This window comes from Thalassolituus hydrocarboniclasticus (assembly GCF_025345565.1).
Classification (GTDB): Bacteria; Pseudomonadota; Gammaproteobacteria; order Pseudomonadales; family Oceanobacteraceae; genus Venatoribacter; species Venatoribacter hydrocarboniclasticus.
This window is the reverse complement of record NZ_CP054475.1, coordinates 1,748,375-1,769,708: the sequence shown is the minus strand read 5'-3', so window position 1 is coordinate 1,769,708 and position 21,334 is coordinate 1,748,375. Positions and strand designations below refer to the sequence as shown.

The following is a 21,334-nucleotide window of genomic DNA, read 5'->3' as shown; positions in this document are numbered from 1 at the left end:
ATGTCATTAGCGGCGCTTTTCGCAGCGGTGACAGTGGGTTAGACTCGGACCTTGAACAAGGACACAGGTGTGTAAATGAGCATGCCTACTAAGAAACTGTTAGATGTCAAAATGACAGGAAACCTAGAAATTGAATTTTAATATCCTAGAAGAAAAGCTATTTGACTATGGATCAGGCGGATACTACCTGGTTGAATCTTTTTTACTGGAACTGCTACGGATAGAAGCAGTTAGTTCTGGAAGTGAGTTGATTACCGAAGAGCGAAACTCTAAATCTAGATTTGATGCCTATGCTCCAAATGGTCTGGCGGGAATTAATCAACCATTAGCTATCGAAATAGTTCATTCAATATCTCCAAATAAAGTCAATTCTATCGTCAATTGGCATAAAAAATTCATTAGATCCGAAAATGAAGCGCTTCTAATTATCTCAATGCGAGAAATTAAGAGCTCATCCTACTTTGAAAAGTTAAGCAGTAATTTCAAAGAAAAGGTATTTTTTTGGGGAAAGGATGAAATACAAGGCTTGATTAAAAAACATCAGGCTGAAGCCACAAAATTGGTTAATACCCTCTTCTCAATTCGATTTAAGCAAGCGATTTCCCGCTCATCCGACGATTGGAAAGAACAAAGAAACGAGGTGATTAAAGAGGTCGCTTATCATTATAGCAGTGGCAGATTTTCAATGATGCTTGGAGCTGGTGTGTCTAGTAGTGCTGGTCTTCCTGACTGGGATACACTATTAAATTCACTTTTTGTTTCTATGCTCACCGATGACGGTTTAGGTGAGAAGAAAACTGAAAATGATCAAATATCGAGTATTGTTAGAAGGTTGCGTGAAATAGATGGGCCTTCTGCGTTAATGCTCGCTCGTTATTTAAGAAAAGGGTTATCTTCAGGGTCTAGTGAAGAGCAAAGCAAATTCATCGAGTCCGTAACTAATCAGTTATATGCATTAAGAAACAAAAGATTCTCAATAAATTCACCTTTGATAAAGTCAATTGCGAGTTTATGCACCCCAAGCCGAACAGGCGCTAGGGTTAGATCTGTTCTCACTTATAACTTCGATGACTTGCTTGAGAGGGAGCTTCTTGAGCGTGGATTGTCTTTTAAGAGTATTTTTGAGGAAATTGACCTGGCCGGGCCAGAAGACTTGCCAATTTATCATGTTCACGGATTCTTACCAGAAGATAGAACTAATTATCCTAATATCGACCAGTCAACTTTGGCCTTCTCGGAAGAAGGTTATCACCAGATATATGGTGAGGCATATCATTGGTCGAACTTAATACAGCTAAATAGCTTAAAAGAAACAGCATGTTTGATGGTTGGTCTTTCGCTTACCGATCCGAACTTAAGAAGGCTGCTTGAAATATCCGCGAAATCACTGGATAAGCCAAAGCACTTCGCATTCCTTAAGAGGATAGATTACGAAGAATTCGCTAAAGAAGGTGGAAAGAGCGTAGTAAACGCGTCAGCTACTACGATAAGAACATTCCTCGAGAGGCACCACAGCCTAAATGAAGAGGTCATGCGGGAACTTGGCGTGAATATTATTTGGTATGAAAGTTATGACGAAATACCGAGGATTCTTAAAGATATAGGAAAAAACATCTAACAAAAACAGGCAGGAGGACGCTCGCAAGCTCACGCCTCTGCTGTAAGCGTTAGTGTCCGAGGAGAATTATCACCATGAAATGGATTGGACCACTGTTTACCAATGCTGGAGGCTGGTCCGCGTATGTCTCATATTCTGATGGTGAGTGGTATATCGACAAGGATAGCCCGATAAAAATAGGTGAAGGGAAATCCGGATTAATGCTTTTACCTATAATGAAAAAGGGCTACGGAGAAAGCTATGAGCGCCAGCTAGAATTACTGAAAGCTGGTTTACTCGAAAATGGTTTCGAGTCAGAGCTAGCGGAATCGTTCCCATTTCATGTGCCTGTAATATTCTCCTTCGAGCAAAGGATGTCGCGCTGGGCTGAAATGGCTGCAGAATGGGTTCCAGTCATAGAGTTATCCGAAGAGTCGGCTCAGTTACTATTCGATGCATCGCAAGATAAATTATTCAGCCAACGTACAAGGCAGTTGCTACAAAAAGCAGTAAACAGCTGGTCAAAGGAGCGAGGTTGATCCTGCCCCGCTTTAACGGACACCAAGTCAAACTGACCAGGTGTCCGATACCAATTTTCTCTCTTCCCTCTCCGCCCCCCTGCCCTGCACTTACCCGGTTTTTCCCACCCCAGTCCCTGAGCTTCGGATCACAAACACAGCGAGCACCAGCGCCCACACCAACAGGCCGCAGGTCAGCAGTAATCCGGCGCCAAAAGCAGCTGCCAGCCCGAATTGAATGGCATAGCCTGCCAACAGCACGAATACGGTCAGTATTCCGGCAAGCTGAATCTGGCGCCGGAACCGGGCCGCTGGCTGAGCAATTACCGCCAATACCAGCGCTGCCAGCAGTACGCTCCAGAAAGGTATTACCGATGGCCAGCGCGCTAACACGCCGCTGATGGCGGAGACGGTAATGGCCAGCGGTGCGCCCCACACCACTGCTACCCATAAGCGGTTGAGCAGATCTTCGTGTTTGCGCCGGTTCAGCCAGATATTAATGCCGCTGACGCAGACGACCGTAAGGGCCAGCCCCATTACAAAATAAAGCAGCTTGCTGCCCATACCGGCAAAATTGCCGAAATGCAGGCGATAAATGGAATACACAATCTGTTTGGCCAGATCACCGTCGGAATAGCCGGCACGGTTGAGGAAATTGCCCTGCATATCGAAGCGGTAATTTTCGGAATAAATCAGCCGCCCCGGTTGCTGCACATAATATTCCTGAAAGCGTTGTTCGCTGTCGGCTTCGTGGATGGTCATAAACAATAACTGACCATCGGGCACGTTGGCATTCAGATACTGCAGCGGCTGCTGAATATCCACCTGTAATGGCTGTGCTTCTACCACCGGGTCGCCACTGAAAAATTGCCGCGTTACCGCTTCCCGGTCGCCATCATGAAAGGCTTCAGCAGCAATCAGAATAATCAGCCCGGCCAGGCCAAAATACGCACCGGTAAAGGCCATCATCAGATGAAATGGCAAACCCCAGACGCTCAGACGGTTATGCAGATCGGTAAAATGAATGCGTTCAGAACCGGAACGCCAAGCAAAGGCATCTTTGATAATAGATGGATGCGCCAGTAAACCGCTGATGATCAGCGCCAGCAGAATAACCCCCATCGCACTCACCAGAATTATGCCGATATTTGTCGGCAGGTGCAGGTAATAGTGCAGGTCGCTGAGTTGGTGCGCCCAGTCGTCATAGGCCGGCACTCCGGCACTGCCATCGGCATTACGGTATTCGCCCTGCTGCTCGTTGGCGAATTTAATCCGCGGCATCGCGTCTGACGGAAAGACCAGATACATATGCGGCGTCAGATTATCGGGCGTGGTCAGATATTCATTAAATGCGCTTTCAACCGCGGCCGCATCAAACTCATGGAACTCCGCTGCCAGCGGTTGCTCCCAGCGTTCGATATGCGTATGAAACACCACCAGCGTACCGCTCAGAATAATAAGATACAGCACCGCTGCCATGCCAATGCCCAGCCAGCTGTGTGCGCTGAGACTGGATTTCACTAATTGTCTGGAATATTTCATAACACCATCAAACCAATAACCATAAGGATGACACCAGTGCCGCTACGGTGCTCAGTAACGATACTTTCCAGGGTTTGCGACTGCTCAGAAACCAGCACACCGAGGCGGCCCACAGCAGAGGAAATAACAACAATGCTGATGCCAGATTCAGATTGGCGGCAAAGGGAAATTGCATAACCAGTGCCACACTCACCAACAGCATGGCCACACCCAGGCCGGCAAATAACCAGAGAAAGCGCGCAATATTCCGCCCAATTCCCTGCCAGGATGGCGCAGGCATGGGCTGAACAGTCTTTGGCGCTGACGTTTTACGACGGCCTTTGCGGCGCTGAAAAACAATCATCAGCCAGGCAAAAAAAGCGGGAAATAACAGCGCAAACACAACGCCGTATTCGGCCCCGGCCAGCTGTATCCAGCCCAGCAGCGACAAAGCCAGCAGCAGCCAGCCATAAACAACCAGGCTGCGTCCGTATTTCCGTGCGGATTTCCACGAACAAAAAAGACAACCAACCCCGCATAACGCAGGGACAGCTGCCATCAGAAATAACATCATGATAAATATCCGTCCGGGCCTGCTGCCTGCTTAATACGCAGGCAGCTGGCCGCGATAATCAGAAGTTGTAAGTAACACGGGCATTAACGGTACGGCGCACGCCCGGGAAACAATCGCCACGGGCCAGACAGGAAGTGAGGTATTCCTCATCGCCCAGGTTGCGTACGTTCAGCGCCAGATCCAGCTGCTCGGTTGCTTCGTAGCCCAGCATCATGTCGACCAGGGTGTAATCCGGCGTAACGTATTTAACCGTTGCCGTTTCAGACACGCTTTCTCCGACATAACGCACACCGCCACCCATGCGGAATTTTCCGGCCGGTTTCCAGGCTACCCAGAGCGAAGCATTGCTATCCGGCTCAGCCGCATACTGGTAGCCGTTCTGATCTTCTGTATTCAGTGTGCTCAGCGCACCCTGAATATAAAAATCACCGACGTTGGCCTTACCTTCCAGTTCAACACCGTCAATTTTTGCTACGCCCTGCTGTTGTGAATTGGTGCCTGGTACGCCATTCGGGTTGGGCAGATTGGTAATTTCGATATCGAAATACGACAGCGTAAATAATCCGGGGAAACCGTTAGGTTCAAATTTCAGACCCGCTTCATATTGTGTTGCTTCGCGTGGTTCCAGCTGTTTACCGTTGGCATCAATACCGACCACGGTTTCGAAAGATTCGGAATAGCTGATGTAAGGTGCCAGGCCATTATCAAAGGCATACAACACACCGGCACTGGCCGATAACGCATCGTCTGATTGTTTGCGGCTGCCGGTGTCATTATCGACTTCGTCATAGCGCAGGCCGGCGGTAAAACGCCAGTTGTCATAACTGATCTGATCGGACACATACAAACCGATACTGTCGATTTTCTGCTCCGGATTATCGGTGTAGGTAAACATCGAATCATCCGGCGCACCGGTGTATTTCGGGTTTTTCAGATCCAGTACGTAATCAAAATTACCGGATGACGCACCACCATCGGCGGAACGTGCGGTGTCATTATCCGTGGTCACACTCTGCTTTTGTGCACCAACCAGAATCTGATGACGCAGCGCGCCGGTATCAAAATCGGCTAACAGGCGAACATCCAACGCATACAGCTGAAATTCGTTATCGGCTTTATAAAAAGTCCGCGCCACAGTGGTGTCGGTAAAGGCATTGGTACCGAGAATATCATTCAGATAGCGGCTGTTACCGGCACCGGTAAAGACCGGCCAGGCCTGATTATAATCAGCGCTGCCTTCACGCCATAAAGCGGTCGCTTCCAGTGCCAGATTGTTTGTCAGCTGCTGCTCAACCAGAGCGGTTAACTGATTGGAGCGGGTATCGTATTTATTCCAGCCCGGCTCACCGGTATACACATCCTGATCGAGGTAGGTACCGTCTTTTAACGGTTTTAAGGTTCCTTCCACCGGTACAAACTGCGCACCGGTATCGCTGTCGGTGTTCTGATGCATAGCGATTAAGGTGTAACGGCTGGTCGCTGACGGTACATAACTGACCGATGGCATCAGCACCAGCGTATTATCTTCAACATAATCCACCTGAGTGTCGCTGTCGCGCTTCATCGCCACCATACGGTACAGCCATTTGTCACTGCCCAGTTTACCGGTTGAGTCGACGGCCAGCTGCTTGCGGTTATTGTTGCCCAGCTCGGCAACAATTTCGGTCGCGGCGTCCGCCTTCGGCGTTTTCGACACATAGTTAACAATACCGCCGGGCGTGCCCTGCCCATAGAGTACCGACACCGGGCCTTTCAGCACTTCGACCTGTTCCAGCGTATACACTTCGGCACGGGTAGTGTTGTAGCTGCCGAATAATTCCTGAATAGAATCGCGGTAACGTGGCAGGCTCAGACCACGGGCGTGAATAGCATCCCCACGGGTGGCAAAACCATAAGTTTCGGCGGTCACACCGGCCATATAGGAGGTAGCCTGAGAAAGATTCAGCGCGCCTTTTTCTTCAAATTGTTCGCTGGTTTCTACCGAGACAGAGCGCGCAGTTTCAACAACAGGCACACTGGATTTGGTCGCGCCAAAGTTGGTCAGTTCCGCACGAACGACGGTTTTATCGAGGCGCACCTCACTCTGTTCCGGCGCATTATCAGTATCGGCGATCTGCGCTCCCGCCTCTTGGCCCACTGTGGTTTCTGCCAATGTCACAGAGGCCACATTCAATAGCGCAATACTCCACGCCAGGCGGTTTAATCGTTGTGTATTCATCAGTCCTCCCCAGAACCTGCAGACTTAAACCAATAGTTATTGATACTCATTATCATTACGAATTGCAACTGAGTCAAACCCCAAAATGACCAGAAATGTCCTTATCATCACCCTGAGCCGGATACTGAGGAGAAAAGCCGGACAATAGAGTCAGGTTGAAGTGGTCGCATTGACCGGATCTGCAGCGCAGAGTCACAGTAGCGCAGAGTCACAGTAGCGCAGAGTCACAGTAGCGCAGAGTCACAGTAGCGCAGAGTCACAGTAGCGCAGAGTCACAGTAGCGCAGAGTCACAGTAGCGCAGAGTCACAGTAGCGCAGAGTCAGTAGCGCCGGGGCTGCAGCCCTCAGGTACCGGGGATTAACCGGATCAGCGCAATAGTGTTACCCGCCACCGCGACTCAAAGCCTCTCGCTGACAAGCGTATACTTGCGCCAACAGCCTGATGCTGTACCAGCCCAAACAGCCGCTCCGGCCTCGTATCACTGTTTCTGTGGAAGTTTTTTATGTCTGATGTAATCAGTAATCTGCAATGGCGCTACGCCACCAAAAAATTCGACCCAAGCCGTACTGTTGAGCAGGAAAAGCTCGATACTATCCTCGAAGCGATTCGCCTGACCGCAACGTCCAGCGGGCTGCAACCCTATGAAGTACTGGTTGTGACCAACAAAGAAATACGTGAACAAATCAAACCCCATGCCTGGAATCAGGAACAGATTACCGATTGTTCTCACCTGCTGGTGTTTGCCGCCTGGGATAATTACACCGCAGAACGCATTAACCATATGTTCGATCTGACCAACGAAATCCGTGGTTTTAAAAACGAAGGCTGGGAAAATTACCGCGCAATGCTGCTGGGCATCTACCCGCAACGTGATGCTGAAGCCAACTACCAACATGCTGCCCGACAGGCTTATATCGGCCTGGGGTCGGCATTAATCGCCGCCGCCGAAGCACGGGTAGACAGCACACCGATGGAAGGCTTTGTCCCGGAAAAAGTAGACGAAATCCTGGGCCTGAAAGAAAAAGGCTTACGCTCGGTTATTCTGCTGCCATTAGGCTATCGCGCTGAAGAAGGCGACTGGCTGGTGAATCTGCAGAAGGTGCGCCGCAGTCACGATGGTTTTATTACTGAAGTAAAATAATCTTCGCAATATTCAGACACATAATAAAAAAGAAGGCCCGCTGGCCTTCTTTTTTTATTGTGACTATGAGAGAAACGGAAAAAACGGTATTTGATAATGCATTCGGCTATCCAACCGCTGCAATAAAAACGCCCGGATTATCTCCCAGCCGGTATTGAAAATGCAGCTGCGCTCCGGAGGATATTTTCTCAGCCGATTCCAGCATTCGCGGAAAGGTCAGGCCGGATTCATAAGCACCAATGCGGTATTGTTGATACACACAAATATCGGTAAACAACATTGGCTGGTAACGGTCATCAGGAAGATGATTAACCTCTACCGATAAACCAGGCAAATAACTGCCGCTGACATTCTTCCATGAGAAAACAGCCTCATTATTCAGAATAAACACAGAACCGGCATAAACACGCCCGTCCTGCGCACTCTGGCCAGCAACCGCCCTTCGCGTTGCAGAAAACTCAACCGCCGGATCAGCATAAACAAGATCAATACGGACTTCCTGAGGAATAACAAGTGCTGACGGTGACTGCGATAACAGGTGGCGGACAACCGCAACCTGAGGCTCGGTCTGCAGACACGCCTGCATCACCTCTGTCAGAATAATATCCGCAGAAAAATCCGGGTCTGCCAGATACCCGGTAGCGTCCACAACCTTCATATCGAAAACCGCATCCGCAAGATTCAGGGCAGTAATGATACGCTCTGCAGAAACGACCGATTCCGGATGAATATCGACAAGTGTAAAAGAAGCTTCTTCAGCGCTAAGAACCAGCATCAGAGGCACAGCCAGAATGGCATATGGCCCACAGCCCGCATATAAAATCCGTACCGGACCACCTGAACCCTGAGCATATTGATCAGCAATAGCCGCCCGTGTGCCACGCAGGAACATAATTGTCCGGACAGCATCATCAGCGCAGGTTGCCGCCATATCCGGTGCCAGTGCCAGGCCGTTTGCGGTTAACGTTCCTTTAGCAGCAGTGCCTGACAGGCCCTCAGGATGTTCGTATCCCAACGATTTGAGAGCAGCAGCTAACTCACTGACTTCTGCCCGCAATAAATACGGCGAAATGGAGTTATCGAGTATTTTTTCAACCAGCGATATAAGCCATGCGGTATCCGGAACCGGGGGGAGCTCAACCATAGGGTCATCCCGACAGAGTTTCAGGTCACCGTACCGCCTTTTGCCATTCAGCTCAAACCGATACGTGCAGGCTCCAGCCGCTCAAACCACGTCAGCGCAATCTGCCCCCGCAGCAGCAGGGGCAAACCAGTATTAACGTGGCTTACGCACAGGCCGTTTATTACGCACACCGGCTTTACTGTTTTTAGCAAAACCCGGACGCGGAGTATTACGCAATACCGCCTCCTCTTCTGCCGGAATCAGCGCTTTCGGGCCGCTGCCGATCAGGTCAGTGCGCCCCATATCCTTCAGAGCCTGTCGTAATAATGGCCAGTTTTTCGGATCGTGATAACGCAGGAAGGCTTTCTGCAGGCGACGCTGATTCAGATCGCGCGGGATATAAATCTTGTCCGATTTATAACTCATGCGGTGCAGTGGATCGCGTTCAGAATGGTACATGGCGGTTGCCAGCGACATCGGCGACGGATAGAAGGTCTGCACCTGATCTACACGCATTTTCTGGCGTTTCAGCCACAGCGCCAGATTCATCATGTCTTTATTTTCTGAACCCGGGTGGGCGGCAATAAAATACGGTACCAGATATTGTTCTTTGCCCGCCTCTTTTGAGAAACGGTCGAACATTTTCTTAAAGGCGTCGTAGGTGCCCATACCCGGCTTCATCATTTTATTCAGCACGTTTTCTTCGGTGTGCTCCGGAGCAATTTTCAGCAAGCCGCCCACATGGTGGGTAACCAGCTCACGTACGTATTCCGGATCACGCACGGCGAGGTCGTAGCGCAGGCCGGAAGCAATGGCGATGCGTTTAATGCCGGGAATTTTACGCGCCGCACGGTACAGCGCCGTTGTGTGTTCGTGGCTGGTTTCCAGATTTTTACAGATGCCCGGAAACACGCAGGACAAACGCCGGCAGCTTTTCAGAATGGTTTCACTCTTACAGTGCAGGCGATACATATTGGCGGTCGGGCCGCCCAAATCGGAAATGGTGCCGGTAAAGCCCGGTACTTTATCGCGGATTTCTTCCAGCTCGTGCAGGATAGATTCCTGTGAGCGGTTCTGGATAATCCGTCCTTCGTGTTCGGTAATCGAACAGAAGGTACAGCCGCCGAAACAACCGCGCATAATATTGACCGAAAAACGGATCATATCGTAAGCAGGAATTTTCGCATCGCCGTAACTCGGGTGTGGCACACGCTGATAGGCGAAGCCGAATACCGAATCCATTTCATCGGTTTCCAGCGGAATCGGCGGTGGGTTAATCCACACTTCCTGATGACCGTGTTTCTGAATTAATGGCCGCGCGTTATAGGGGTTGGCTTCCTGATGCAGAACCCGTGAAGCATGGGCATACAGGGCACTGTCGTTGCGGACTTTTTCAAAGGATGGCAAACGGATACAGGTTTTATCCGGATCAAGACCGGCCTTACGCTGCAGAGGCATCGGCACGATTTTTACCGGCATCACATCATCGGCGCCTTCGGCTGAATCACCGCTAGTGCCATTCGTGCTGCAGCTCATATTTTCCGTATCTTTCATTTCATACGGATTTGGAATCTGGTCAATATGCCCCGGCCAGTCAATGCGGGTGGAATCGACTTCGCTCCAGCCTGCCGGGGTGGCATCACGCACCACCGCCGTACCGCGCAGGTCCTGCAGATCGTCCAGGGTTTTACCTTCCGCCAGCGCATGGGTCAGTTCCACCAGCGCACGCTCGGCGTTACCGTACAGCAGAATATCGGCACCGGAATCGATTAATACCGAGCGGCGGATCTGGTTGCTCCAGTAATCGTACTGGGCGATACGGCGCAGGCTGGCCTCAATGCCGCCAATCACGATAGGTACGTCTTTATACACCTGACGGCATTTCTGCGAATACACAATCACCGCGCGGTCCGGGCGCTTGCCCGGCTCGCCGTGCGGGGTATAGGCGTCATCGCTGCGGACTTTCAGGTCGGCGGTGTATTTGTTGATCAGCGAATCCATATTACCGGCGGTAACACCGAAATACAGATTAGGCTTACCCAGTTTTTTAAACTCTTCCGGGTTGTTCCAGTCCGGCTGGGCAATAATGCCGACACGGAAGCCCTGAGCCTCAAGCAGTCGGCCCAATACCGCCATGCCGAAGCTCGGATGATCAACGTAGGCATCACCGGTTACCAGGATCACATCACAGCTGTCCCAGCCCAGCACATCCATCTCTTCACGGGACATGGGCAGGAAAGGAGCTGTGCCGAAACATTCGGCCCAGTAGGGGTAGTAAGAAAACAGGTGTTGCGCTGGCTGAGTCATAAGTCCGGACCGGGAAAAAACGGCCGCTATTGTCCCAAATTACACGGGCAGACAAAAGGTGAAAGGTAAAATATTCCCTGCCTTTCGCGATCATTTCACGCTTCTATTCCCTTTGTTTTTATATGGACTATTCCGTGATTCACAGGCTGTTTTTTACCTTTCCGCCATTTTATCCGCACCATCGTCTTGTCTTTTTGCGCGTACTGGCCGAGTATCGGGAGCTGCGCAAATAGCGCTCAAAATAAGAAAAACGTACGAGCCAACCTATGCCACCCTTTGATCCTCTGTTGTTTTTTGCGGCTTTCGGAGCCGGATTGAGCCTGATACTGGCGGCGATTATTGCCCGGGATTTTTTTCATACCCTGACTGCCCGGTTGTTTATCCTGCTGCTGGTTGCCGCCAATATGCATCTGTTTCACCCCTGGCTGCCTCAGGCCTGGCACGGCTACTCCTATGTTGTGCAAAGTGCCACACCGGCCCTGTTCTGGATGTGCTGCCGCCTGACCTTTGTCGCCCCCGATGAACCGCGCCGTCTTCTCTGGGGACTGGCCTTTTACAGTTTCTTAGGTCCGCTACTGTATTTACTGGCCGGCACCCCGGATAGCCTGCACCTGTTGCTGAAAGGTATTCCGCAGTGGCTGGAGTACCTGCTGATTCTGGCCGGCCTGTGGGAAGTCATCAGCAACTGGAATAACGACCTGGTCGAAGCCCGCCGCCGCCTGCGTGGCGGCGTGATGCTGGCAACGGGTCTGGCCGTTGGCTGGGGTATTTTTTCGTTCAATATGAATATCGGCGACAGCACCTCACGCTACCTGGCCCTCGACGTTTCCATCCTGATTCTCGCCTGGCTGCTGATGCAGGGACGTTCTGAGTTGTGGCGTTTACTGCCACAGCCTGCGCCAGCCGACAACAATACAGACGAGGCGCCAGCAGGCACCACTCTGGCCCTCAGCCAGCAAAGTTGCGAAGAACTGCAGATGCTGCAGGAATTGATGAATCAGGGTTTTTACCGGCGTGAAAACCTGACGCTGGCCATTCTCGCTCAGGAACTTGGCATTCCGGAATACCGTTTGCGCGCCACCATCAACAAGGCGCTGAATTACAACAACTTTAACGAGTACATTAACGAGCTGCGTATCGGCGAAGCCGCCGATCGCCTGCTGAATGAAGCCGAAACCCCGATTACCAATATCGCGCTCGACGTTGGCTACCGCACCATGAGTTCGTTTAACCGTGCCTTCCGTAAGATCCACAACAGCACACCGTCCGATTACCGCGAACACCGCGGCCAGCCACCACACAACTGATTCTGTGCCGGAGGATTCTCCGGCCATACGGTATTTTTCTATCCTGCTTCAGCACTGAAGTTCCCGAAGTGGTTCCTATTAGCGGGTAATTAAAAAGCCCCCTCTTGCGATACTCACTCCAGGCGCCAAACGGATGCTGCCAAAGGGACGCCCTTTCTTTCATCAGGTACCTGCAAGAGGCCCGAAAAAACACCCGAATACGTACCAAAACACTCCCCGAAAGACTGTGCACATCCTGCGTTTTAACTTTTGCACAGCCTCTTTTCTGCAGCCTGCGGAAGCCCTGCAAGCCCCATAAACACTGACTTTTCAAAAAATGCACAACCACCTCCAGAGTTTGCAGCACGATTTGCTTTTACCCCTTCCAAACCTTCCGCTTTGATAAATGCGGCCTGGACGCTACCGACATAATGCTCAGGAAAGGAATCCGGGCGAATAACAACAAAGATAAAAGGTATTCATCATGCAGAAAGCACACACCTCCCGCGCTCACAAGCCGCTGGTGCTGGCGATGGCCATTGCCGCCATCGGCCTGACCGCCTGCGGCGGCAGCGATAATAAAAGCAGCAGTGACACAGGTCTGAAAAAAGTTTTTAACTGTACCGACAGTAACGTTCAGGGGGCACGGGTGATCTGTATCGGCTCGGCTAACGACCTGAGCGATCAGGCCGTTCAGGATGAGCTGATTGATGCTCTGACTGAAGCACAAACCGGGGATACCTTTGTACTTCCTCAGGGCCGCTACGCTTTTAATGCCACCATCAGCTACTCAGGCCAAACCGACGGTCTTAAAGTAACCGACCTCACCTTCCGCGGTGCGGGTATGGACAAAACCATTATCGACGCCAGTGGTGTAAGCGGCGACGGCTTCCTGATTCAGTATACCGACAATCTGATTTTTGAAGATTTTGCCATCTACGAGTCAAACAACAACGCCCTCAAAGTGATTCAGTCTGACGGGGTGATTATGCGCCGTATGGCAACGGTGTGGGAAACCGATTACCAGTCAACCAATGGCGCCTATGGCCTGTATCCGGTACAGACCAGCAACGTGCTGATTGAAGACTGTTACGTGAAAGGCTCTGCCGATGCCGGTATCTATGTGGGTCAGTCTGACAAGATCGTTGTGCGTAATAACATCGCCGAGAAAAACGTTGCCGGTATCGAAATTGAAAACAGTACCGAGGCGGACGTATACGGCAATACCGCCCGCGGTAATACCGGCGGCATTCTGATTTTCGACCTGCCAATCGGCAGTGGTAAATACGGCTCCGGCGTGCGCGTATTCGATAATCTGGTCGATGCGAATAATGCACCAAACTTCGCTAACGTCGGTACCTTTGCCGGTGGTGTTCATATTGTGCCACCGGGTACGGGTGTGATCGTGCTGTCGACTTCCGACGTCGAGATTTACAACAACACCATCAAAGACCACCAGACAACCTCTGTTGCTATTACCTCTTACCTGCTTGCTGACGAAACCGTGGCCGCCGCACCTAACCTGAATGTTGGTACAGAAGTAACCAGCTATGAGGACATTCACCCACATTCGAAAGCCATCATGGATGGCTGGTCGCCATTAGTGCGCAATATCAATATCCATAACAACAGCATCAGCCTCGCCGCCGGGCTGAATAACCCACAGGGTGACCTGATTGAGGATCTGATCAACGGTTACAATGCCTTCCATAATATGCAGCCGGATATTGCCAGCGGCAAAACCACCGTACCGCACATTCTTTATGATGGTGTTGGTGAACTGCTGGCCAATACGCCAAATCCGGATGGTGAAGGTGAAAGCATTCTGTACGCGATCGCCGGCGGCATTAATCAGGTAGCGGCTGCAGTAAAAGCCAACATTCCTGGTGCTCCTGATTACACCCCGATTGATCTGGACAAGTTTGCCCCTTACGCAACCGATGGTGGCGTCTGCCAATCCGATAATGGTATCGACGGCCAGAATCTGTTCGCGGCTTCTGTCTATGAGACCAGCGCAACCGCCGGCACCTTTGTCGACGGCTCACCGCTTACCAAACTGGAACAGCTCAGCGGTAATCTCAGCCTTGCGGGAGCCATTATGGCCGACCCGAGTGGCGTAATGGATTGCGCATCAGGTTACGAAGGCTCACCGGCCACCGTTACCTTTAATGCTCAAACCTTTGGTTGCACCGCTGACGACAGCGAAAAACCGTCCTGCGCTCTGTAATCTCCACGGGGGCCATAGGCCCCCGGCTTCTCCAAGTCTGTATTGCGGATTAAATTTATGAAATATATCAATTCTCTGGCAGTAATTTCAGCCGCTGTATTACTGACGGCCTGTGGCGGCGAAAGCAGCAATAGCGACAATACCGATTCGTCTGCCTGTATCTCATCGGAAAAATCGGTTAACTGGGAAAAAGTCCTGCAGGCTGATGCCAATACTCTAGCCGAATACCAATTATTCGATAACCCCTGTGACCCCAGCCAGAATGCCAGCGAACGCGGCCTGCCTTATACCTTGTCAGCACCGTTATTTACCGACTATGCATCCAAATACCGTTTTGTATTTATCCCCGAAGGACAAACAGCCACCTACTCAGAAAAAGAAGTGTTTGAATTTCCAGAGGGTACGGTGATTACCAAAACCTTTACCATGCCAGCCGACACCTCTGATCGCGGCATAGCAAAAGAAAGAATGATTGAAACCCGCCTGCTGATTAAAAAGGCCAACGGTTGGGTTGCCCGCGCCTATGTCTGGAATGAAGCAGGAACCGAAGCCGTACGTGATAAGAACGGCGAGCTGGTAGCCATTAATAACCTGCAGCATGGCGAAGATACCCTGTCGTTTAATTATGCTGTTCCCGATCAGAACGCCTGCGTCAGCTGTCATCAGTTTAATCCCAACGGCAATCACGATGCCGTTAACGGCGTTGACCCAACTCCTGCATACTTCAGCCCAATCGGCCCAAAAGCCCGCTATCTCAATACGGATTATGACTTTGGCCAGGGCCCGAAAAATCAGCTCAACAAATGGGTAGAGGAAAATATGCTGTCCGGACTGCCGGACGAAAACAGCAGCATTCAGAAAGCGGCAGATTTCAGTGACTATAAATCTCTCGGTGAATACAGTGGTACACCAGAACTGCTGACTGCAACGGCTAAATCCTGGATCGATATTAACTGTGCTCATTGCCACCGCACCGAAGGTCAGGCCAGCAATACCGGCTTCCGTGCTGACTACAATGTCCTATGGCAGGGTAACGAGCAGTATCATGGTGCCTGCGCAAAACCGGTTTCCGGCTCACAATCCGGTTCGACATTGATTATTGTCCCCGGTGATTCATCTAACTCGCTGGTGTACAACCGCCTGCATACCGCAGAACCAGGTAAGGCGATGCCACCACTGGGCCGCGCGGTTATTCATACCGAAGGCACGGCACTGATTAAAGCCTGGATTGACAGTCTGGACCCGGCACTGTGCGATTAATGAATATTGACGGGCGCCTCGGCGCCCTTTTTTTACTGCTGTTACTGAGTGGCTGCGGTGCAGAAAACACCGCTGATAACGCTACGGACCTGTTTAACGCTGATCCGCTTTGCCAGCATGACACCAACAGTGTTAACTGGCAGGCGCTGCAACAGACGCGCTGTCCGCTATTATCGCAATACGGTCTGTTTAAAGGATTACCCTCCGATAATAAAAGCAGTAATGGCGGTATGTATTATAAATTGGGCAGTGAATTATTTACCGATCATGCCCGCAAATACCGCTATATCTTTCTGCCGCAAGGCACTCAGCTCGGTTACCAACAACAGGATGTGCTCGATTTTCCAACCGGCAGTGTCATTGTCAAAGTCTTTGCTATGCCCACAGAAAGCACCACTAGCAGCGCAGAAGACATTATGGAGGTCCGCCTGCTGGTCAAACGCAGTAATGGCTGGGTATTTATTCCTTATGTCTGGGATAACAGTATTAATGATGCACGTCTGGCGACCGCCGGCAGCCGGACACCTGTAAGCTTCAGCCATAACGGTGAACAGCTGACCCTGACCTATGAATCACCGTCACAGCTCACGTGTCAGATCTGCCACCAGATCGGCGATGATGAACAACTCCGCTTTGGCCCGATAGGCCCGAAAATCCGCCACCTGAACCAGCCCATCGAAGTCAACGGTCAGATCGTTAATCAACTGCAATACTGGCAATCGCTGGGCATTATTACCTTACCGGCCGGTGAACATCCGTATGCTCCCAACTGGCGCGATACATCGGCACCGCTGCAACAACGTGCCAAGGCCTATCTGGATATTAACTGCGCGCACTGCCACAACGATAACGGCTCGGCAGCCCTGTCCGGCCTGCGGCTGGAATACTGGCGCAATCTCGGATATTCCCACGGGATCTGTAACTCGGCCCATGGCTGGCGTGGTGGTGGTTTTGATATCTGGCCCGGCCGTGGTGATGACTCCAGCCTGCCATTGCGCATGGAGTTAAACGGTGCAGCCGACCGCATGCCGCCGATAGGACGCAGTGTCGCCGACGACGAAGCGGTGGCTTTAATACGTGCCTGGATTGATACCCTGCCCGCTCAGGACTGTGCCAGCGGCTGAAACGGCCACTGGCAGCTTTGCACCAGAACAGAGCGATTTTATATCGCTCTGCCGCTTTACAGCGCAAGCAGTCTGCCTAAACCCTGCTCTCTGACCGGCTCAGAGGCTTTTCCCTGTCCACGATACCGATAACACAACGTTAATCTGATCAACGACTGCACATCCGTTAACTGCTCCTTTTTATTAAACAATATTTAACAGCTGGTACTCATTTTGCACCGCTCATGGGCAGTCTCTCTGTTTATTGGTTTATAAGGATTCATTTCCGTGCAGGATCTTCACAGCGTTGCCTACTTTCTGAACCTCGGTCAGCAACAGGAAATACAGGAACTTGAACAGTTTGCCCGTACCGGCCAACTGGTGATTGCCATCAGCAATCTGTTGCATCAGCTGCAGTACGAACGCGGATTATCCAACCGTTTTCTCGGCAGTGCCGGCCTGCGCTGCCAGCAAGAACTGCAACAACAGTGGCACAGCAGTAATGAGCAGCTGGCGCTGTTTCATAAGGCTCTGGCCAACTTACTGCCAGAGCACGGGCAGCATGCTTTTCCCGCGCGCTGGTTTCGCCGTCTGGGTTATGCCCTGCACAGTCTCGAACGGTTGCCACAACTGCGTCAGGATGTAGAGCAGCTGAAATTCAATACCACCGTTGCCATCAAAGCCTATTCCGAAATGATCCAGAGCTTACTGGCCGTGGTGTTCGAGGCCGCAGGCAACGCGGCCGATGAAATCACCGCGCGCATTCTCGTCGCCATGTTTAATTTAATGCAGGGCAAAGAGCTGGCCGGACAGGAGCGCGCCTGTGGTGCTGCCGGATTTTCCGCTCATGAATTTGACCCCGGCCTGCGCCAGCGCCTGACACAATTAATTGACCGCCAGGATCGCTGTTTTCATATCTTTACCGACTACGCCAGTGACGAAGCTTTGAGCGCCTGGGAACAGGTTCAGCGCGGTGAATTCCAGCTCGAATTTGAACGCCTGCGGCGTCTGGCCCTGACTGCCGGTCCGCAGTCACTGGCAGCCGCTGATTATGATGTGCGCTGGTTTATCTGCTGTTCTGAACGGCTGGATGCCATCAAATATGTCGAAGAAGTGTTGGAAACTCAACTCCTCTCCCACAGCCAGCAACGCATTCTTGCGGTACGCGAAGCGGCATTAAGTCCCGACCAACAAGGCCATGACCTGCAACGCGGAGCGTTCGACGATGTTCCTTCGTTTGCTCTGTACGTCAGCCATTCACAGTCCGCCGGGCATGAGTCAGACCACACCCTCAGCGGCCCTGATGACGATATGGTACATAACGTCAGTAAGCCGGTGGTCGAATTAATCGAAGCTCAGGGCCAACGCTTAAAAAGCCTGAATGATGAACTCGATGCCGCCCGTACAGAACTGCATGAGCGCAAACTGATTGACCGCGCCAAACGTGAACTGATTCAGCGCCGCCAGATGAGCGAACAGGAAGCCTATGCGTTATTACGCAGTATGGCGATGAATCAGAACCGTCGTCTGGTCGATGTTGCTGCCGGTTTATTAAGCATGACCGAGCTTCTTTAAATCAGGTTGTGCACTGCACCAAGTCGCAGCACCAGCGCATAACCTGCTCTTCAGCAGAGCAAAAAAAAATCCTTGCCGTAAAAACGCAGGGATTTTTTTATTCCCGACAACCGCTTTTAAAAGCCTTACGGTTGATTGCAATCCAAATAAAAACAGGAAGTTAGCGGATTTAAATGCGTAAAAAACGCCATAGACGGACATTGTCCGAAAACTCTGGCACGCTTCTGGCAATACTTATTCTGAATTTCTTATTCAGTGCATACCCAATGGCGGGTAACCGTACTGACACATTTTAACAGCAAAGGCGCTTACAACGGGCAACCGTTGTGGCGCCTTTTTTTTGTTGCCAAGAAAGGGGAAGACCATGCAAGGACTGAACACTCTGCGCCGCACTCTGATAAAAAGTGCATTGATTCTGACCACAGGTCTGGCCTGTGGTTTATCGGCATTATCGATACCACTCAGTCATGCTGATGATTATCCGGAAAAAGAAGAGCTTAAATTCGGTTTTATTAAATTAACCGATATGGCACCGCTCGCTATTGCCTATGAAAAGGGTTTCTTTGAGGACGAAGGCTTGTATGTCACCCTCGAAGCACAGGCAAACTGGAAAGTATTACTCGACCGCGTGATTGATGGCCAGCTGGATGGCGCTCATATGCTGGCGGGCCAGCCATTGGGCGCAACCATCGGATTTGGCACCAAAGCCGATATCATTACCGCCTTCAGTATGGATTTAAACGGCAATGCCATTACTGTTTCCAATGATGTCTGGCAGCAAATGAAACCCTTTATCCCCAAAGATTCTGAAGGGAAACCCGTACACCCGATTAAAGCCGATTACCTGAAACCCGTTATAGAAAAATACAAAGCCCAGGGTAAGCCATTTAATATGGGCATGGTTTTTCCGGTATCCACCCACAACTACGAATTACGCTACTGGCTGGCGGCTGGCGGTATTAACCCGGGTTATTACGCTCCGGCAAAAGGCGATACCTCCGGTCAGCTGAATGCTGATGCCCTGCTTTCGGTTACACCGCCACCACAAATGCCGGCAACGATGGAAGCCGGTACGATTTATGGTTATTGCGTAGGCGAACCCTGGAACCAGCAGGCCGTCTTTAAAGGCATTGGTGTTCCGGTGATTACCGACTACGAAATCTGGAAAAACAATCCGGAAAAAGTATTTGGCGTCAGCAAAACCTGGGCAGAAAAATATCCGAACACTCACAAGCGTGTGGTCAAAGCACTGATCCGTGCTGCCGCCTGGCTTGATGAAAATAATAATGCCAACCGCGAGGAGGCGGTAAAAATTCTGGCCAAACCACAGTATGTCGGTGCCGATTACAAAGTGATTGCTAACTCCATGACCGGTACTTTCGAGTATGAAAAAGGCGATAAGCGCTCTGTACCGGATTTCAATGTCTTTTTCCGCTACAACGCCACCTACCCTTATTACTCCGATGCCATCTGGTATCTGACACAGATGCGCCGCTGGGGCCAGATTGCCGAAGCTAAACCGGATGACTGGTACAAAGACATCGCGAAAAAAGTGTATCGCCCTGACATTTACGCAGAAGCAGCCAAAGCACTGATTGCTGAAGGTAAAGCCGATGCCAAAGACTTTCCTGACTTCAGCAATGAAAGCGGCTTCCGTGCCCCACAAACGGAATTTATCGACAACATCACCTATGACGGTCAGCAACCGAATGCTTACCTGCAGAAGTTTGCTATCGGCCTGAAAGGCGAGCAAAAGCTGTAACACAGGGAATAAGCCGGCTGTTAAAACAGCCGGAAAACCATCACACATTCATCGACATTGTGCAGTCAACTGAATCCGTCAAGGAGATCCTATGAGCATTGCCCTGACCCAAACATTAAGCAAAATAAGCTGGCTGGAACCGATGATTAAAGCCGCTCAGGGAGAAAACCGAAGCCAGAACCTGAGCATTATTGCCAAAGCCATCGGCATTCCTCTGGCAGGGATTCTGGTGTTTTTAATGATCTGGCATGCGGCCGCATCAAGCATTAACACCTCTCTGGGAAAATTCCCCGGACCTGCCGATGTCCTGATCCAGAGTAAAACCCTGATCAGCGAACATATTACCGAACGTGAAAAAGCCGCAGCGTTCTACCAGCGCCAGGATGAACGTAATGCCCGGCGTCTGGCACAGGACCCGGATTATATCGTCAAAATCCGCGACTACACCGGTAAGCCAACCTACGTCGATCAGATTGGTACCAGCCTGATTACAGTTCTGAGCGGTTTTCTGATTGCCTCACTGATCGCCATTCCGCTGGGTATAGTTATTGGTTTAAGTGCCAACCTGTACTCAGCATTTAACCCGGTGATTCAGATTTTCAAACCGGTATCACCTCTGGCCTGGCTGCCACTGGTCACTATGGTGGTCAGCGCTGTCTATGTCAGCGATGACCCGGTTGTAGCAAAGTCTTTTGTCACTTCCATGATTACCGTCATGCTCTGCTGCCTGTGGCCAACCGTTATTAATACCGCCGTGGGCGTCGCCTCTATTTCTCAGGATTTAAAAAATGTCAGTCAGGTGCTGCGTTTAAGCTGGCTGACTCATGTACGGAAAATTGTGTTACCTGCCGCTATTCCGATGATGTTTACCGGTCTTCGTCTGTCGCTGAGTATCGCCTGGATGGTGCTGATTGCGGCGGAAATGCTGGCACAAAACCCCGGACTCGGAAAATTCGTCTGGGACGAATTCCAGAACGGCAGCTCAAATTCCCTCGGCCGTATTATGGTCGCGGTTATTACCATCGGCTTAATTGGTTTTGCCCTTGACCGCATTATGTTGCTGCTGCAACGGAGTGTTTCCTGGGATAAGTCCGCCACCTTACGCTGAGAATCGGAGAAAA

At 51.0% G+C, this 21,334-nt stretch carries 15 protein-coding genes; 10 read left to right on the top strand and 5 right to left on the bottom strand.

Translation table 11 applies throughout. The features are described 5' to 3' along the window. Window positions 1-130: 130 nt before the first annotated feature. The gene (locus HUF19_RS07740; protein ID WP_260999241.1) at window positions 131-1,618 is read left to right on the top strand and encodes an SIR2 family protein; all 1,488 of its coding nucleotides are present in this window, start codon (window positions 131-133) and stop codon (window positions 1,616-1,618) included. Between the two features lie 74 nt (window positions 1,619-1,692). Then, window positions 1,693-2,136 carry a hypothetical protein gene (locus HUF19_RS07735; protein ID WP_260999240.1) on the top strand — a complete coding sequence of 148 codons (444 nt, stop codon included), beginning with the start codon at window positions 1,693-1,695 and terminating at the stop codon, window positions 2,134-2,136. 90 nt (window positions 2,137-2,226) lie between these two features. On the opposite strand, the gene HUF19_RS07730 is transcribed toward HUF19_RS07735, so the two are convergent. From HUF19_RS07730 to HUF19_RS07720, 3 genes are read right to left on the bottom strand one after another with little or no spacing between them, the layout of a single operon-like run. Beyond that, the gene (locus HUF19_RS07730) at window positions 2,227-3,657 is read right to left on the bottom strand and encodes a PepSY-associated TM helix domain-containing protein (protein ID WP_260999239.1); all 1,431 of its coding nucleotides are present in this window, start codon (window positions 3,655-3,657) and stop codon (window positions 2,227-2,229) included. Between the two features lie 7 nt (window positions 3,658-3,664). After that, window positions 3,665-4,210, bottom strand: coding sequence for a hypothetical protein (locus tag HUF19_RS07725; RefSeq protein WP_260999238.1), 546 nt, complete (start codon window positions 4,208-4,210; stop codon window positions 3,665-3,667). Between the two features lie 58 nt (window positions 4,211-4,268). Further along, the gene (locus HUF19_RS07720) at window positions 4,269-6,428 is read right to left on the bottom strand and encodes a TonB-dependent siderophore receptor (RefSeq protein WP_260999237.1); all 2,160 of its coding nucleotides are present in this window, start codon (window positions 6,426-6,428) and stop codon (window positions 4,269-4,271) included. Window positions 6,429-6,931: 503 nt separating this feature from the next. Between HUF19_RS07720 and HUF19_RS07715 the strand changes: the two genes are divergently transcribed. Next, on the top strand, window positions 6,932-7,570 hold the full coding sequence (locus HUF19_RS07715) for an NAD(P)H-dependent oxidoreductase (protein ID WP_260999236.1): 639 nt from the start codon (window positions 6,932-6,934) through the stop codon (window positions 7,568-7,570). A gap of 106 nt (window positions 7,571-7,676) precedes the next feature. Here HUF19_RS07715 and HUF19_RS07710 read toward each other — a convergent pair whose 3' ends face one another. Together HUF19_RS07710 and HUF19_RS07705 are read right to left on the bottom strand one after the other, a co-directional pair. Next, window positions 7,677-8,714, bottom strand: a complete 1,038-nt coding sequence (locus HUF19_RS07710) for an SAM-dependent methyltransferase (protein WP_260999235.1) — start codon at window positions 8,712-8,714, stop codon at window positions 7,677-7,679. Window positions 8,715-8,846: 132 nt separating this feature from the next. Continuing rightward, window positions 8,847-11,000, bottom strand: coding sequence for a YgiQ family radical SAM protein (locus tag HUF19_RS07705; RefSeq protein ID WP_230331983.1), 2,154 nt, complete (start codon window positions 10,998-11,000; stop codon window positions 8,847-8,849). 314 nt (window positions 11,001-11,314) lie between these two features. Between HUF19_RS07705 and HUF19_RS18450 the strand changes: the two genes are divergently transcribed. From HUF19_RS18450 to HUF19_RS07670, 7 genes are all read left to right on the top strand, one after another. Next, complete coding sequence (locus HUF19_RS18450) at window positions 11,315-12,307, top strand: AraC family transcriptional regulator (RefSeq protein ID WP_260999234.1); 993 nt, start codon at window positions 11,315-11,317, stop codon at window positions 12,305-12,307. A gap of 463 nt (window positions 12,308-12,770) precedes the next feature. Beyond that, complete coding sequence (locus tag HUF19_RS07695; protein ID WP_260999233.1) at window positions 12,771-14,513, top strand: parallel beta-helix domain-containing protein; 1,743 nt, start codon at window positions 12,771-12,773, stop codon at window positions 14,511-14,513. 57 nt (window positions 14,514-14,570) lie between these two features. After that, entirely contained in the window at window positions 14,571-15,773 is a 1,203-nt protein-coding gene (locus HUF19_RS07690; RefSeq protein ID WP_260999232.1) for an SO2930 family diheme c-type cytochrome, read from the top strand. Continuing rightward, a complete protein-coding gene (locus tag HUF19_RS07685; protein ID WP_260999231.1) occupies window positions 15,773-16,897 on the top strand; it encodes a hypothetical protein in 1,125 nt (374 codons plus the stop codon). Before HUF19_RS07690 ends, HUF19_RS07685 begins: the two co-directional genes overlap by 1 nt. A gap of 267 nt (window positions 16,898-17,164) precedes the next feature. Further along, on the top strand, window positions 17,165-18,451 hold the full coding sequence (locus tag HUF19_RS07680) for a nitrate regulatory protein (RefSeq protein WP_260999230.1): 1,287 nt from the start codon (window positions 17,165-17,167) through the stop codon (window positions 18,449-18,451). A gap of 364 nt (window positions 18,452-18,815) precedes the next feature. Continuing rightward, the gene (locus HUF19_RS07675; RefSeq protein ID WP_260999229.1) at window positions 18,816-20,213 is read left to right on the top strand and encodes a CmpA/NrtA family ABC transporter substrate-binding protein; all 1,398 of its coding nucleotides are present in this window, start codon (window positions 18,816-18,818) and stop codon (window positions 20,211-20,213) included. 91 nt (window positions 20,214-20,304) lie between these two features. Next, complete coding sequence (locus tag HUF19_RS07670; RefSeq protein ID WP_145468947.1) at window positions 20,305-21,321, top strand: ABC transporter permease; 1,017 nt, start codon at window positions 20,305-20,307, stop codon at window positions 21,319-21,321. The last annotated feature ends 13 nt before the right edge of the window (window positions 21,322-21,334 follow it).

Excerpts from the sequence above, each read along its gene's own strand:
- HUF19_RS07705 (WP_230331983.1), bottom strand. The coding sequence starts at position 11,000 with ATGACTCAGCCAGCGCAACACCTGTTTTCTTACTACCCCTACTGGGCC.
- HUF19_RS07720 (WP_260999237.1), bottom strand. The coding sequence starts at position 6,428 with ATGAATACACAACGATTAAACCGCCTGGCGTGGAGTATTGCGCTATTG.
- HUF19_RS07715 (WP_260999236.1), top strand. The coding sequence starts at position 6,932 with ATGTCTGATGTAATCAGTAATCTGCAATGGCGCTACGCCACCAAAAAA.
- HUF19_RS07695 (WP_260999233.1), top strand. The coding sequence starts at position 12,771 with ATGCAGAAAGCACACACCTCCCGCGCTCACAAGCCGCTGGTGCTGGCG.
- HUF19_RS07725 (WP_260999238.1), bottom strand. The coding sequence starts at position 4,210 with ATGATGTTATTTCTGATGGCAGCTGTCCCTGCGTTATGCGGGGTTGGT.
- HUF19_RS07685 (WP_260999231.1), top strand. The coding sequence starts at position 15,773 with ATGAATATTGACGGGCGCCTCGGCGCCCTTTTTTTACTGCTGTTACTG.
- HUF19_RS07710 (WP_260999235.1), bottom strand. The coding sequence starts at position 8,714 with ATGGTTGAGCTCCCCCCGGTTCCGGATACCGCATGGCTTATATCGCTG.
- HUF19_RS07690 (WP_260999232.1), top strand. The coding sequence starts at position 14,571 with ATGAAATATATCAATTCTCTGGCAGTAATTTCAGCCGCTGTATTACTG.
- HUF19_RS07675 (WP_260999229.1), top strand. The coding sequence starts at position 18,816 with ATGCAAGGACTGAACACTCTGCGCCGCACTCTGATAAAAAGTGCATTG.
- HUF19_RS07735 (WP_260999240.1), top strand. The coding sequence starts at position 1,693 with ATGAAATGGATTGGACCACTGTTTACCAATGCTGGAGGCTGGTCCGCG.
- HUF19_RS07730 (WP_260999239.1), bottom strand. The coding sequence starts at position 3,657 with ATGAAATATTCCAGACAATTAGTGAAATCCAGTCTCAGCGCACACAGC.
- HUF19_RS07670 (WP_145468947.1), top strand. The coding sequence starts at position 20,305 with ATGAGCATTGCCCTGACCCAAACATTAAGCAAAATAAGCTGGCTGGAA.